The following is a 14,729-nucleotide window of genomic DNA, read 5'->3' on the forward strand; positions in this document are numbered from 1 at the left end:
TAATGATGGGGCAGCCTCTTCAATTGTGAAAAAAATAATATTCATGATTCTGGGAGAGGGGATATAAAGGTCATGGACATGTTAAACAACCAAATTGAGCGATTTCAACTCCTGCTCCAGCAAATAAATTTAACAGAAGATGCAGCCGTTGTTCATTTTAGAAACGGTTCGATTGCTAGATTAACCGTTCATAAGCAATTGAAAAAATGGCATTTTCATTTTCAATTTGATAAGATTCTACCCTTTGATGTGTACCATTTATTTAAAACAAAACTATCAAAGGCTTTTTCACATATTGCAGATGTATCTTTTACATTTGAAGCAAGAGACCAAGCTTTTGATGAAAAGTTAGTACAAGATTATTGGTCAATTTGTATTCAAGAGATGGATGGTATTTCACCTCCGATGCTTGCTTTACTAAATGAGCAGAAGCCAACCCTTCAAGGGCTAAAGGTAATCGTAAAAACAAAAAACGATACAGAAGCAATGACAATAAAAAGAAAATATGCTTCTCTTATTCAAGAAAGCTTTCAGCAGTTTGGGTTTCCAACTTTTCAAATGGATACAACTGTAGCGGTAACAGAAGAAGAAATTAAACAATTCCAAGAGCAAAAGCTTCAAGAAGATAAAGCAAGAGGTTTCCAAGCGTTAACCGACATGGAAAATGCAGAAAAAGAGGATTCAATTCAGCCTGAACTTTCCGGCCCATTAACAATCGGTTATACAATTAAAGATGATGAAGAAATTCGTACAATGGCTTCCATTGAGGATGAAGAAAGAAGAGTAGCATTACAGGGGTATGTTTTTGATGCTGAAACAAGAGAATTACGAAGTGGGAGAACATTATTAACATTTAAAATTACTGATTATACAAGCTCGATACTAGTAAAAATGTTTGCGAGAGATAAAGAAGATGCAGTATTGGTACAAGCTGTAAAGAAAGGTATGTGGCTTAAAGTAAGAGGTAGTATCCAAAATGACACCTTTGTCCGAGATCTTGTTATGATTGCAAATGATATCAATGAAGTTGCACCAAGAGAAAGACAAGATACTGCCCCTGAAGATGAAAAACGAGTCGAATTACATTTACATTCACCGATGAGTCAAATGGATGCTGTCACTTCAGTAAGCAAATATATTGAGCAAGCGAAGAAATGGGGTCATAAAGCGATAGCTCTAACAGATCATGCTGTTGCACAATCTTTTCCGGAGGCATATTCTGCAGGGAAAAAGAATGGAATCAAAGTGTTGTTTGGTGTAGAAGTCAACTTAGTAGATGATGGAGTTCCGATTGCCTACAATTCTGAACATCGTTTACTGTCAGATGAAACCTATGTTGTGTTTGATGTAGAAACAACAGGGCTTTCTGCAGTTTACGATACTATTATTGAGCTTGCCGCTGTTAAGATTCGTGATGGTGAAATTGTTGATCGCTTTGAATCCTTTGCTAACCCACACCATCCACTATCAGCTACAACAATTGATTTAACTGGTATTACGGACGATATGGTAAGGGATGCCCCTAATGTAGACGTAGTATTAAGGAAATTTAAAGAATGGATTGGGGACGACATTTTAGTTGCGCACAACGCGAGCTTTGATATGGGTTTTTTAAATGTTGGGTATAAAAAACTTCTAGGTGAGGAAAAAGCAAAAAATCCTGTTATTGATACATTAGAGTTAGGTAGATTTCTATATCCTGAAATGAAAAACCACCGATTGAACACTCTTTGTAAAAAGTTTGATATTGAGTTAACACAGCACCACCGTGCTATTTATGATGCGGAAGCAACAGGATTCTTGCTTATTAAAATGTTAAAAGATGCTGCTGAACAAGAAATCGAATATCATGATCAATTTAATGAAAATATGGGAAAAGGAAATGCCTACCAGCGTTCTCGTCCATATCATGCAACGATTCTTGCTCAAAATGAAACAGGGTTAAAAAATCTATTTAAATTAGTTTCAATCTCGCATATTAACTATTTTTATCGGGTTCCACGAATTCCGCGTTCACAGCTTAATAAACACCGTGAAGGTCTTATTATTGGCTCAGCCTGTGATAAGGGAGAAGTGTTTGAAGGAATGATGCAAAAATCACCTGAGGAAGTTGAGGAGATCGCTGCATTTTATGATTATTTAGAAGTTCATCCTTTAGAAGTTTATCAACACCTAATTACACTGGATTATATAAAAGATAATAATGCGCTACAGGAAATTGTAACGAATATTGTGAAGCTGGGTGAAAAATTAAATAAACCTGTCGTGGCAACGGGGAATGTTCATTATCTTAATCCTGTTGATAAAATTTATCGCAAAATATTGGTTAGTTCTCAAGGAGGAGCCAATCCATTAAACCGCCATGAGCTACCGGATGTTCATTTTCGAACAACAGATGAAATGCTAAATGCTTTTTCATTTCTTGGCACAGAAAAGGCGAAAGAAATTGTAGTAGAAAATACAAACAAAGTAGCAGATATGATTGAAGATGTTAAACCAATCAAAGATGATCTATATACACCAAAAATTGAAGGTGCAGATGATGAAATACGGGAAATGAGTTATTCAATGGCGAGAAGTATTTATGGTGAAAATCTACCGGAACTTGTTGAAGCACGTTTGGAAAAGGAATTAAAAAGTATTATCGGACATGGGTTCGCTGTTATATACTTGATTTCACATAAACTTGTTAAAAAATCACTCGATGATGGATATCTTGTAGGTTCACGTGGTTCCGTAGGATCTTCTTTTGTTGCGACAATGACGGAGATTACAGAGGTTAATCCTCTTCCGCCACATTATGTATGCCCTGATTGCAGGCACTCTGAGTTTTTTAATGATGGATCAGTTGGGTCTGGATTCGATTTGCCAAATAAAGAATGTCCAAAGTGTGGAGCACAGTATACGAAAGATGGACATGATATACCTTTTGAAACGTTCTTGGGATTTAAAGGTGATAAAGTTCCTGATATCGATTTGAATTTCTCCGGTGAATATCAACCTACAGCACACAACTATACAAAGGTGTTGTTCGGAGAAGATAATGTTTTCCGTGCAGGAACAATAGGTACAGTTGCAGAAAAGACGGCTTACGGATATGTAAAAGGTTATGCGAATGACCGCAATATCATTTATAGAGGAGCTGAGGTTGACCGTCTTGTACAAGGGTGTACAGGTGTAAAGAGAACAACCGGTCAGCACCCGGGTGGTATTATCGTAGTACCTGACTACATGGATATCTTTGATTTCTCACCAATTCAATTTCCAGCTGATGCAACTGGATCTGAATGGCGAACTACTCATTTTGACTTTCATTCAATTCACGATAACTTATTAAAACTTGATATTCTTGGACACGATGATCCAACGGTCATCCGTATGCTACAAGATTTAAGTGGAATTGATCCTAAAACAATTCCAACCGATGATCCAGAGGTTATGAAGATATTTAGTGGAACTGAATCATTAGGAGTAACAGAAGATCAAATAATGTGTAAAACAGGAACACTTGGGATTCCTGAATTCGGTACACGATTTGTTCGCCAAATGTTAGAAGATACAAAACCGACAACTTTTTCTGAGCTTGTTCAAATTTCTGGTCTATCGCATGGTACAGACGTTTGGCTTGGAAATGCACAGGAACTTATCCACAATAAGACTTGTACATTGAGTGAAGTAATCGGTTGTCGTGATGATATTATGGTATACCTGATCTATCAAGGATTAGATCCTTCTTTTGCATTTAAGATCATGGAATCTGTTCGAAAGGGTAAAGGCTTAACAGATGAAATGATGGAGGAAATGAAAAAACAAGAAGTGCCGGGTTGGTATATTAATTCTTGCTTAAAGATCAAATATATGTTCCCTAAGGCCCATGCTGCTGCATATGTTTTAATGGCGGTACGTATTGCTTATTTCAAAGTTCATCTTCCTCTATTATATTACGCTGCATACTTTACTGTTCGTGCAGATGATTTCGATATTGATACAATGGTTAAAGGGTCAGCATCTATTAAAGCAAAAATAGATGAAATTAACTTAAAAGGCTTAGATGCATCACCAAAAGAAAAAAACCTTCTTACTGTTTTAGAATTATCCTTAGAAATGTGTGAAAGAGGATTTGCATTCCAAAAGGTAGATCTTTATCGTTCTAGTGCTGATGAGTTTCTAATTGATGGTAATACACTAATTCCACCTTTTAATTCAATACCAGGGCTTGGAACGAATGCTGCGATTAACATAGTTAAAGCTAGAGAAGAAGGAGAGTTTTTATCAAAAGAAGATTTACAGCAAAGAGGTAAGGTGTCTAAAACAATTATCGAATACCTTACTAATCATGGTTGTTTGGATGAATTACCAGATCAAAACCAATTATCTCTTTTTTAAAGATTCTTTTCTTTTTTAATCTTTTATTCCTTCAGAGGATAAATTTGCATAAAAAACACGGTTATGTTATGCTTTTAGTGGAAATGCTAACGATAAGCAGAGGAAAAGAGTGGGGTAATCACCCACTCTTTCGTATTGTAATCGCCCTCGTCATTCGGATAGTTATACTACATACCATTCCCTGCTCAAAAGGCAGGGTTTTTCAACAGCTAAAGGTGTCAAACTGCTTCTGTTCAGGTTAAGCTAGAGCGCTTAGCTCCGTGTGTAGTCTTGGATGAGGGGATGTTCATTTTGAAGAAGAAGTTCATTATCTAAAAAATAACTTATTTTCACCATTGACTTATGCTTGATGCCTAAAGGGCAGGAGCATTGCGCTTTTCTTACAAGGAGGAAGAGAATGAGCAAAAAAGTAACAGAAATCGTTGAACAATTAGTAACACCAATTTTAGAGGATATGAACCTTGAATTAGTTGATATTGAATATGTTAAAGAAGGCTCTAATTGGTTTCTACGATTATTTATTGATTCTGAGACAGGCATTGATATTGAAGAATGTGGAGTAGTAAGTGAAAGATTAAGTGAAAAACTCGATGCTTTAGATCCTATTCAGCATAATTACTTTTTAGAGGTTTCCTCACCAGGTGCAGAGAGACCATTAAAAAAAGAAGCGGATATAAAAAAGGCACTCGGCAAGCAAGTTCATATCAAAACATATGAACCAACTAATGGTGAAAAAGTTTTTGAGGGTGTTTTAACTGATTTTGACGGTCAAACTCTTTTCGTTACTGTTACCATTAAAACTAGAAAAAAACAAATTGAGATTCCGTATGATAAAGTGGCAAAAGCTAGATTAGCCGTTACCTTTTAGCTAACTTTTAAACTTATATCTCCAAATGACTGTTTTACTAATTGTGGAAATTCTTCTTTGTTGACTTTCGTTAATGAAAAGAATGGTACACAACACATTTCCATGTAGCTTATTTTTTAAGGGGGAGCCGTTAAAATGAGTAGTGAATTATTAGATGCCTTAACAATTTTAGAGAAGGAAAAGGGCATTAGTAAAGAAGTAATTATTGAAGCAATTGAAGCGGCACTAATTTCTGCATATAAGCGAAACTTCAATCAAGCTCAAAATGTGCGAGTAGATTTAAATCGCGAAACAGGTACAATGAAAGTTTTCGCTCGTAAAGATGTAGTTGATGAGGTATATGACCCAAGACTAGAAATATCAATTGGTGAAGCTCAAAGTATTAACCCAAACTATGTGGTTAATGATGTTATTGAAATGGAAGTAACGCCTAAAGATTTTGGAAGAATTGCAGCACAAACAGCAAAGCAAGTTGTTACACAACGTGTACGTGAAGCTGAGCGTGGCGTTATATACGGTGAGTTTATCGACCGTGAAGAAGATATTATGACAGGAATTGTACAAAGAATAGATTCAAAATTCATTTATGTTAGCCTAGGTAAAATTGAGGCTTTACTTCCTGTTAGTGAACAAATGCCTAATGAAACATACCGTCCACACGATCGAATTAAAGTATTTATTACTAAAGTAGAAAAAACAACAAAAGGTCCACAAATTTTTGTATCTCGTACACATCCAGGCCTTTTAAAGAGATTATTTGAAATTGAGGTTCCAGAGATCTATGACGGAACAGTTGAGATAAAATCAGTTTCTCGTGAAGCAGGAGATCGTTCAAAAATCTCTGTTCACTCTGATAATTCAGAAGTTGATCCGGTTGGGTCATGTGTGGGACCAAAGGGTCAGCGTGTACAGGCAATTGTTAACGAATTAAAGGGTGAAAAAATTGACATCGTTAGATGGTCGCAAGATCCAATTGAATTTGTTGCGAATGCACTTAGTCCTTCAAAGGTAGTTGAGGTCTTAGTTGATGAAGAAGAAAAAGCTACAACTGTCATTGTCCCAGATTACCAACTATCGTTAGCAATTGGTAAACGTGGTCAAAATGCCCGTTTGGCTGCAAAATTAACTGGCTGGAAAATTGACATCAAGAGTGAAACAGATGCAGAAAAAGCTGGTATTTATCCTGTTCAAAAAACAGACATTGATGAAGTTGATGTTGATGATGAACCGCTTTTAACAAGTGTACAAGACCCTGAGTTTAGTGAATAAGAGGTGAAATCACATGAACAATCGTAAAATTCCTTTGCGTAAATGTGTTGCAACAGGAGAGATGAAGACAAAAAAAGAACTTGTCCGAGTTGTCCGGTCAAAGGAAGGCGATGTTTCTGTCGACTTAACCGGTAAAAAAAATGGACGAGGGGCATATATTACTCTTGATAAAGAATGCATTCTTTTAGCAAAAAAGAAAAATATTCTTGCCAATCACTTGAAATCTAATATTGATGAAGGTGTTTATGAAGAGTTACTTCAACTGGCTGAGAAGGAGAAGCAATAAATAGATGAGTAAGCAGCAACAATGGACGTCCTTATTGGGCTTAGCAAATCGAGCACGAAAAGTTATTTCTGGAGAGGAACTTGTTGTTAAGGAAGTAAGACAACAACGTGCTAAGTTAGTTCTTCTTTCACAAGATGCATCCGCTAATACAATGAAAAAGGTAACAGATAAATGTAAGTTTTATCAGGTCCCCTTTAAAATGGTTGAAGATCGCTACCAGTTAGGTCAAGCAATTGGGAAAGAAGCGAGAGTTGTTGTAGCGATAAATGATGCAGGCTTTGCTGCAAAGTTAAAAACCTTGCTCGATTAATATTCTTGGGGGTGAACGTATGACAAAAATGAGAGTATATGAATATGCAAAACAGACAAATGTATCAAGCAAAGACATTATTTCTACGTTACAAGAAATGAATGTTGAAGTTAACAATCATATGTCAACAATTGAGGATCATGTTATTACAAAACTCGATCAAAAATATAAAAGCAATAATGTTGAAGAAACAAATAATGAATCAACAAAGAAACCGGGGAAACAAGTGGATAATACAAAGAATAAACCAAATAACGAACAACCAAAACCTTCAAATAACAAGCAAGCTCCTAATAATCAAAATCGCGATAATAAAAAGCAAAATCAAGCTAATAACAAATCTTTTAATAACAATAAAGGTAAGAAAAACAATAATAAAAGAAACAACAACAAAGGACCTGTACAGCAACCTAAGCCAAAAAAAGAGCTACCTGAAAAAATTACGTTCTCAGGAAGCTTATCTGTAGGTGAATTAGCATCTGAGCTAGGAAAAGAACCTTCTGAAATCATTAAGAAGCTTTTAATGCTAGGAACGATGGCTACAATTAATCAAGAGCTTGACAAGGATTCAATTGAGCTAATTGCTGGTGAATATGGTGTTGAAGTAGAGGAAGAAATTGTATTCGAAAAAACGGAATTTGAAAAATACGAAGAAGAAGACCGTGAAGAAGATCTAACAATTCGTCCTGCTGTTGTTACAATTATGGGACACGTTGACCATGGTAAAACTACGTTACTTGATTCTATTCGTAATACAAAAGTAACGGAAGGTGAAGCTGGAGGAATTACGCAACATATTGGTGCGTACCAAATTGTTGCAAATGATCAAAAGATTACCTTCCTTGATACTCCAGGACATGCCGCTTTTACAACAATGCGTGCACGTGGAGCACAGGTTACAGACATTACGATTTTAGTTGTTGCTGCTGATGATGGTGTTATGCCACAAACAATTGAAGCCATTAACCATGCAAAAGCAGCAGAAGTACCGATTATCGTTGCTGTTAACAAAGTTGATAAACCAACAGCTAATCCAGATCGTGTGATGCAAGAATTAACAGAACATGGTCTAGTACCAGAGGCTTGGGGTGGAGATACTATCTTTGTACCTGTTTCTGCTTTAACAGGTGATGGTATTGATGATCTTCTAGAAATGATATTATTAGTTACAGAAGTTGAAGAATTAAAAGCGAATCCTAATCGTCGTGCAACAGGAACTGTAATTGAGGCACAACTTGATAAAGGTCGTGGATCAGTTGCAACACTTCTTGTTCAAAATGGTACATTACGCGTGGGAGATCCAATCGTTGTAGGAAATACATTTGGACGTGTTCGTGCAATGGTTAATGATCTTGGACGTCGAGTTAAAGACGCGGCTCCTTCTACTCCTGTTGAGATAACAGGCTTAAATGATGTTCCTCTTGCAGGAGATCAGTTTATGGTATTTGAAGATGAAAAGTCTGCACGTCAAGTAGGAGAAGCTAGAGCTCAGAAGAAGCTTGATGAACAAAGAAGCGAAGGCTCTAAGCTTAGCCTGGATGATCTATTTGAACAAATTAAGCAAGGGGATATCAAAGATATCAATTTAATTGTAAAAGCTGATGTACAAGGTTCTGTTGAGGCTCTAGCTGCTGCTTTACAAAAAATTGATGTTGAAGGTGTTCGTGTTAAAATTATCCATACAGGTGTAGGGGCAATTACGGAGTCTGATATTATTTTAGCTGCAGCATCTAATGCAATTGTTATTGGTTTTAACGTTCGTCCAGATGCTGGTGCTAAGAAAACAGCTGACGTTGAAGAAGTAGATATCCGTTTACACCGTATCATCTATAAAGTAATTGAAGAAATTGAATCAGCAATGAAAGGTATGCTTGATCCTGAATTTGAAGAAAAAGTCATCGGTCAAGTTGAAGTCCGCACAACTTTCAAAGTATCTAAAATTGGGACAATTGCTGGTTGTTATGTAACGGAAGGTAAAATTACCCGTGATAGTGGTATCCGCTTAATTCGAGATGGAATTGTTATCTTCGAAGGTGAGATTGATACACTGAAACGATTTAAAGATGATGTAAAAGAAGTTGCACGAAACTATGAATGTGGAATCACAATTAAAAACTACAATGATGTTAAAGAAGGCGACATTATTGAAGCGTATGTGATGGAGGAAATCGAACGTAAATGATCGGATACGTTGATTGTGAATGTATGATTTACGATACACAGTCATTAAAAGAGAAACGAGCTGTTTTACAACGAGTTTTAACAAGAATCAAACAAAAGTACAATGTTTCTATTTCGGAAATTGAATTTCAGGACACATGGCAGCATACAAAGTTTGGTATTGTTGCCATTACGTCCTCTAAGGTTTCAACAGAAAAGGAATTAAATCATGTACTAAGCTTTATTGATTCGTTTCCTGAAATAGAAAGAACAGTTACAACGTTTGAATGGTTTTAAGTGAAGAGGTGATTGACATGAGCTTAAGAGCAAACCGTGTCGGAGAACAAATGAAAAAAGAATTAGGCGATATTATCGGTCGCAAAATAAAAGACCCGCGTATTGGCTTTGTTACTGTAACTGATGTAAGTGTTTCTGGAGACCTTCAGATTGCAAAGGTGTTCATTTCCGTACTAGGAGATGAGGAACAAAGACAAAATACTCTTAAAGGCTTAGCGAAAGCAAAAGGTTTTATTAGGTCTGAAATTGGACAACGAATTCGTCTTAGAAAAACACCGGAGATTCAATTTGAGTTTGATGAGTCAATTGACTACGGTAATCGTATTGAAACTCTTCTTCATGAGTTAAATGTTGAAAATAAAGAGGAGGATTAACTCCTTTTCAGGGATAGGCGCCTCGTCTATCCCTTTTATTTTTAAGAGATACTAACATATTTCTTATTCAAAATTATCTAACCGTTTGCACAAAACTGATTAAATGAAAGAGGAGGAACAACATGGAAGGTGTTCTTTTACTAAATAAGCCTGCTGGTATGACATCTCATGATTGTGTCGCAAGAATGCGAAGGCTGGCAAAAACAAGGAAAGTCGGTCATACAGGCACGTTAGATCCAGATGTAACTGGCGTACTCCCTATATGTCTTGGTAGGGCAACTAAGATCGTAGAATATTTAACAGCTGCTTCAAAAACGTATGAAGCTGAGGTAACAATTGGTTTTTCTACAACAACTGAGGATGCATCTGGTGAAATTGTTAAAGAGCAAAGTGTACAATCACCTATTTCAGAGGAAAAAGTTAAGCTTGTATTGAATTCAATGGTTGGTACAATTGAGCAAGTTCCTCCAATGTATTCTGCTATTAAAGTTAACGGGAAAAAACTTTATGAGTATGCAAGAGCTGGTATAGAGATTGAAAGGCCGGCAAGGACCATTACAATAAATGAGCTTGTGCTTTTAGGTGATGTTCATAATGAAGACAATCTCACAAAGTTCCGGTTCCGTGTTACTTGTTCTAAAGGTACTTATGTCCGAACATTGGCGGTAATGATAGGTGAAAAATTAGACTATCCGGCACATATGTCACATTTAATCAGAACAAAATCCGGAAATTTTAGAATTGAAGATTGTTTAACATTTGAAGAAATAGAAAGTGCGATTGAAAACAATGCGTTACAGAGCAAATTACTGCCTATAGGTAAAGCACTATATGATTTGCCGAAACTGAAAATCCATGATACTCTAGCAGAGAAAGTGAAAAATGGTGCAGTGTTAGAATTACCGTCGCAATTTAAGGACATTGAAGTGGGTGCTCCAATTGTTGTCTATGATGATGACGACCGCTGTCTAGCTATCTATGCAAAGCATCCCACTAAAACAGATCTGATGAAACCAACAAAGGTACTGCTAAATGAAGCGTAAGTTGTATGATGAAGTACCTTATCCAAAATAAATCATACAGCAAAAAGTGAAAATAGGTGAAGCTACCGTGAAAATAATAAGATTGTCTCAACCACATAATTTAAATCAACTTGATTTTCCTGAAATGGTCATGGCTTTAGGCTATTTTGACGGAGTACATAAAGGTCATCAAAAGGTAATAACAAAAGCGAAAGAAATAGCAAAACAAACAGGAATGAAAAGTGCAGTAATGACCTTTCATCCACACCCGCTTGTTGTTCTTCGTAAGAAGGAAGATATTGATTATATTACTCCCTTAGAAGAGAAAATAAATTTAATTCAAGAGCTTGAGGTAGATTTATTGTTTGTAGTTGAATTTACTAAGGAATTTGCCGCTTTATTACCACAAGAATTTGTGGATGATTATATTATTAAGTTAAATGTTAAGCATGTTGTAGCAGGTTTTGATTTTACATATGGACATTTGGGCAAAGGAACAATGGAAACAATCCCATTCCATTCAAGAGAGCAGTTTTTACATACAACTGTGGAAAAAATAACGGATCATGATCGCAAGGTTAGTTCGACTCTGATTCGGGAGGTAATCAGGAGTGGTGATGTTGAGTATGCACAGACACTTTTAGGTAGACCTCACTCTGTTGTTGGTGTAGTTGTTCATGGTGATAAACGTGGACGAACGATTGGTTTTCCAACTGCTAATGTTGAAGTTGAAGAGCACTATCTTATACCTCCAACTGGTGTTTATGCTGTTTCAATAGAAATTGATTCAGTTGTCTTTGATGGTGTTTGTAATATTGGTTATAAACCAACTTTTAACAACGAAAAATCTCCAAAACCTAGTATTGAAGTCCATATATTTGACTTTAATAGAGAAATTTATGGTCAAAAAGTCTCAGTTTCCTGGTTTAAACGTATAAGAAGTGAGAAAAAATTCCATAATGTTGATGAGCTCATTGAACAAATTTCTAAAGACAAGGCTGCTGCCGAACAATTCTTTCATAAAAAGATGGTATAAGCCTTGCATTCTTTATGAAAAAATAGTATTCTAATTGATGTAGTTTAAAACCATTGCTTGGCAGATCGATTCACCAACGTTTGCTCGGTAATTGGGGTTTGTAAAAATAAGGAGGTGAAAAGGATGGCTATCACACAAGAACGTAAAAATGAACTAATTGCTCAATATAAAACACATGAGTCAGATACTGGATCTCCAGAGGTTCAAATTGCTATCCTTACTGAGGACATCAATAATCTTAACGATCACTTACGTGTTCACAAAAAAGACCACCATTCACGTCGCGGTCTTTTAAAAATGGTAGGTAAACGTCGTAACTTACTAACTTACCTACGTAATAAAGACGTAACTCGTTATCGTGAGTTAATCAACAAGCTTGGTTTACGTCGATAATTACTAGAAAAAGCGGGATTTTTCCCGCTTTTTTAGTGTATTTAAAATTGATTCCTATAAAAAATCTTTACATATAAAAACTACATTGATATGTTGAATTTAATTGGTTCATACTATTACATAACGTGACTAAATAGAGAAGGAGTTTTACATATATGGGACAAGATAAACAAACGTTCTCCATAGATTGGGCAGGTCGAAACCTTACTGTTGAAATTGGCCAGCTTGCAAAACAAGCAAACGGGTCTGTAATGATTCGTTATGGCGATACGGCAGTTTTAAGTACTGCCACCGCTTCAAAAGATCCAAAGCCTTTAGATTTTTTTCCGTTAACAGTTAATTACGAGGAGCGTTTATATGCTGTAGGGAAAATCCCAGGAGGATTTATCAAGAGAGAAGGAAGACCAAGTGAAAAAGCTATATTAGCCAGCCGATTAATTGACCGTCCAATTAGACCTTTATTTGCTGATGGTTTTAGAAATGAAGTTCAGGTTATTAGTATTGTGATGAGTGTTGATCAAAATTGTTCTTCTGAAATGGCTGCAATGTTTGGATCTTCATTAGCACTTTGTGTATCTGATATTCCTTTTGAGGGACCGATTGCAGGTGTAACTGTTGGAAGAATCAATAATGAATTTGTTATTAACCCAACAGTTGAACAAGCAGAACAAAGTGATATTCATTTAGTAGTAGCTGGTACAAAAGATGCGATTAATATGGTTGAAGCTGGTGCTGATGAAGTTCCAGAAGAAACAATGTTAGAAGCTATTATGTTTGGACATGAAGAAATAAAACGTTTAATTTCTTTCCAAGAGGAAGTAGCTGCAGCTGTTGGAAAAGAAAAAATGGAAATTGAACTATTTGATCTTGATGCAGACCTTGAAAAAGAAATTCGAGAGTTTGCAGAGGGTGACTTATTACAAGCTATTCAGGTTCAAGAGAAACATGCTCGTGAAGATGCAATCAGCGCTGTGAAAAACAAAGTTGTTGAGAAATATGTGGAACAAGAAGCTGATGAGAGCACCATTAAGATGGTTAAACAAATCTTATCAAAACTTGTTAAGGCGGAAGTACGTCGATTAATTACAGAAGAAAAAGTAAGACCTGATGGACGTGGTGTTGATGAAATTCGCCCACTGTCTTCTGAAGTTGGGTTATTACCTAGAACACATGGTTCAGGGTTGTTTACACGTGGACAAACTCAAGCATTAAGTATATGTACACTTGGAGCGCTTGGGGATGTTCAAATTCTTGATGGACTTGGTATCGAGGAATCCAAACGCTTTATGCACCATTACAACTTCCCGCAATTTAGCGTTGGTGAAACTGGACCTATGAGAGGACCAGGACGACGTGAAATTGGACATGGTGCGTTAGGTGAAAGAGCATTAGAACCAATTATTCCATCTGAGAAAGATTTTCCATATACAGTTCGCTTAGTATCAGAAGTTCTTGAATCAAATGGTTCTACTTCACAAGCAAGTATTTGTGCAAGTACTTTAGCAATGATGGACGCTGGTGTACCTATTAAAGCTCCTGTTGCCGGAATTGCAATGGGACTTGTAAAATCAGGAGAACACTATACAGTTTTAACAGACATCCAAGGTATGGAAGATGCTCTTGGTGATATGGACTTTAAAGTAGCTGGTACTGATAAAGGTGTAACGGCTTTACAAATGGATATTAAAATAGAAGGCTTATCAAGAGAAATACTTGAAGAAGCACTACAACAAGCGAAAAAGGGTCGTATGGAAATATTAAAATCAATGCTTGCTACCATTTCTACTCCAAAAGGTGAGCTTTCTCAATATGCACCTAAAATCTTAACAATGAAGATTAATCCAGATAAAATTAGAGATGTTATTGGTCCAAGTGGAAAGCAAATTAATAAAATTATTGAAGAAACTGGAGTAAAGATTGATATCGAACAAGATGGTACTGTCTTCATTTCATCAGTAAATGATGAGATGAACCAAAAAGCAAAGAAAATTATTGAAGATCTCGTACGAGAAGTTGTTGTTGGACAACTATATCTTGGTAAAGTAAAACGAATTGAAAAATTCGGAGCATTTGTAGAAATTTTTGCAGGTAAAGATGGTTTAGTTCACATATCAGAGCTTGCAGAGGAACGTGTTGGAAAAGTTGAAGACGTTGTGTCAATTGGTGACGAGCTACTAGTTAAGGTAACTGAAATTGATAAACAAGGTCGTGTTAATTTATCTAGAAAAGCAGTATTGAAAGAACAAAAAGAAAATCAACCAGAACAGCAAGGTTGATTCTATAAAGGAGGCCAGGGTATCCGGTCTTCTTTTTCGATTTAAAAGATCA

12 protein-coding genes are annotated in these 14,729 nt (G+C 36.2%); all 12 read left to right on the forward strand.

Annotated elements, in window-relative coordinates; genetic code table 11:
- Positions 1–72: 72 nt before the first annotated feature.
- The 12 genes from LPC09_RS09875 (at position 73) to pnp (ending at position 14,677) form a co-directional block, all read left to right on the forward strand.
- On the forward strand, positions 73–4,386 hold the full coding sequence (locus tag LPC09_RS09875; RefSeq protein WP_231309480.1) for a PolC-type DNA polymerase III: 4,314 nt from the start codon (positions 73–75) through the stop codon (positions 4,384–4,386).
- A gap of 397 nt (positions 4,387–4,783) precedes the next feature.
- Positions 4,784–5,254, forward strand: coding sequence for a ribosome maturation factor RimP (rimP, locus tag LPC09_RS09880; RefSeq protein ID WP_231309481.1), 471 nt, complete (start codon positions 4,784–4,786; stop codon positions 5,252–5,254).
- A gap of 135 nt (positions 5,255–5,389) precedes the next feature.
- Complete coding sequence (gene nusA / locus LPC09_RS09885) at positions 5,390–6,523, forward strand: transcription termination factor NusA (RefSeq protein WP_231309482.1); 1,134 nt, start codon at positions 5,390–5,392, stop codon at positions 6,521–6,523.
- 13 nt (positions 6,524–6,536) lie between these two features.
- Positions 6,537–6,809: an RNase P modulator RnpM gene (gene rnpM / locus LPC09_RS09890; RefSeq protein ID WP_098796332.1), complete on the forward strand. Its 273-nt coding sequence runs from the start codon at positions 6,537–6,539 to the stop codon at positions 6,807–6,809.
- Positions 6,810–6,813: 4 nt separating this feature from the next.
- The gene (locus tag LPC09_RS09895; protein ID WP_098796333.1) at positions 6,814–7,119 is read left to right on the forward strand and encodes a YlxQ family RNA-binding protein; all 306 of its coding nucleotides are present in this window, start codon (positions 6,814–6,816) and stop codon (positions 7,117–7,119) included.
- Between the two features lie 19 nt (positions 7,120–7,138).
- On the forward strand, positions 7,139–9,301 hold the full coding sequence (gene infB / locus LPC09_RS09900; protein WP_098796334.1) for a translation initiation factor IF-2: 2,163 nt from the start codon (positions 7,139–7,141) through the stop codon (positions 9,299–9,301).
- Positions 9,298–9,576, forward strand: a complete 279-nt coding sequence (locus LPC09_RS09905) for a DUF503 domain-containing protein (RefSeq protein ID WP_098796335.1) — start codon at positions 9,298–9,300, stop codon at positions 9,574–9,576. The genes infB and LPC09_RS09905 overlap by 4 nt, the downstream gene beginning before the upstream one ends.
- 17 nt (positions 9,577–9,593) lie before the next feature.
- Complete coding sequence (gene rbfA / locus LPC09_RS09910; RefSeq protein ID WP_098796336.1) at positions 9,594–9,950, forward strand: 30S ribosome-binding factor RbfA; 357 nt, start codon at positions 9,594–9,596, stop codon at positions 9,948–9,950.
- A 122-nt stretch (positions 9,951–10,072) separates the two neighbouring features.
- A complete protein-coding gene (gene truB, locus LPC09_RS09915) occupies positions 10,073–10,993 on the forward strand; it encodes a tRNA pseudouridine(55) synthase TruB (RefSeq protein WP_098796337.1) in 921 nt (306 codons plus the stop codon).
- 67 nt (positions 10,994–11,060) lie between these two features.
- Entirely contained in the window at positions 11,061–12,008 is a 948-nt protein-coding gene (ribF, locus tag LPC09_RS09920; RefSeq protein WP_098796338.1) for a bifunctional riboflavin kinase/FAD synthetase, read from the forward strand.
- Between the two features lie 123 nt (positions 12,009–12,131).
- Positions 12,132–12,401: a 30S ribosomal protein S15 gene (gene rpsO / locus LPC09_RS09925; RefSeq protein ID WP_026559305.1), complete on the forward strand. Its 270-nt coding sequence runs from the start codon at positions 12,132–12,134 to the stop codon at positions 12,399–12,401.
- Positions 12,402–12,556: 155 nt separating this feature from the next.
- Positions 12,557–14,677 (forward strand): polyribonucleotide nucleotidyltransferase, encoded by a 2,121-nt coding sequence (gene pnp, locus LPC09_RS09930; RefSeq protein WP_098796339.1) that lies wholly within the window; start codon positions 12,557–12,559, stop codon positions 14,675–14,677.
- Positions 14,678–14,729 lie beyond the last annotated feature (52 nt).

It is taken from the genome of Metabacillus sp. B2-18, assembly GCF_021117275.1.
In the GTDB taxonomy this organism is placed as follows: domain Bacteria; phylum Bacillota; class Bacilli; order Bacillales; family Bacillaceae; genus Metabacillus.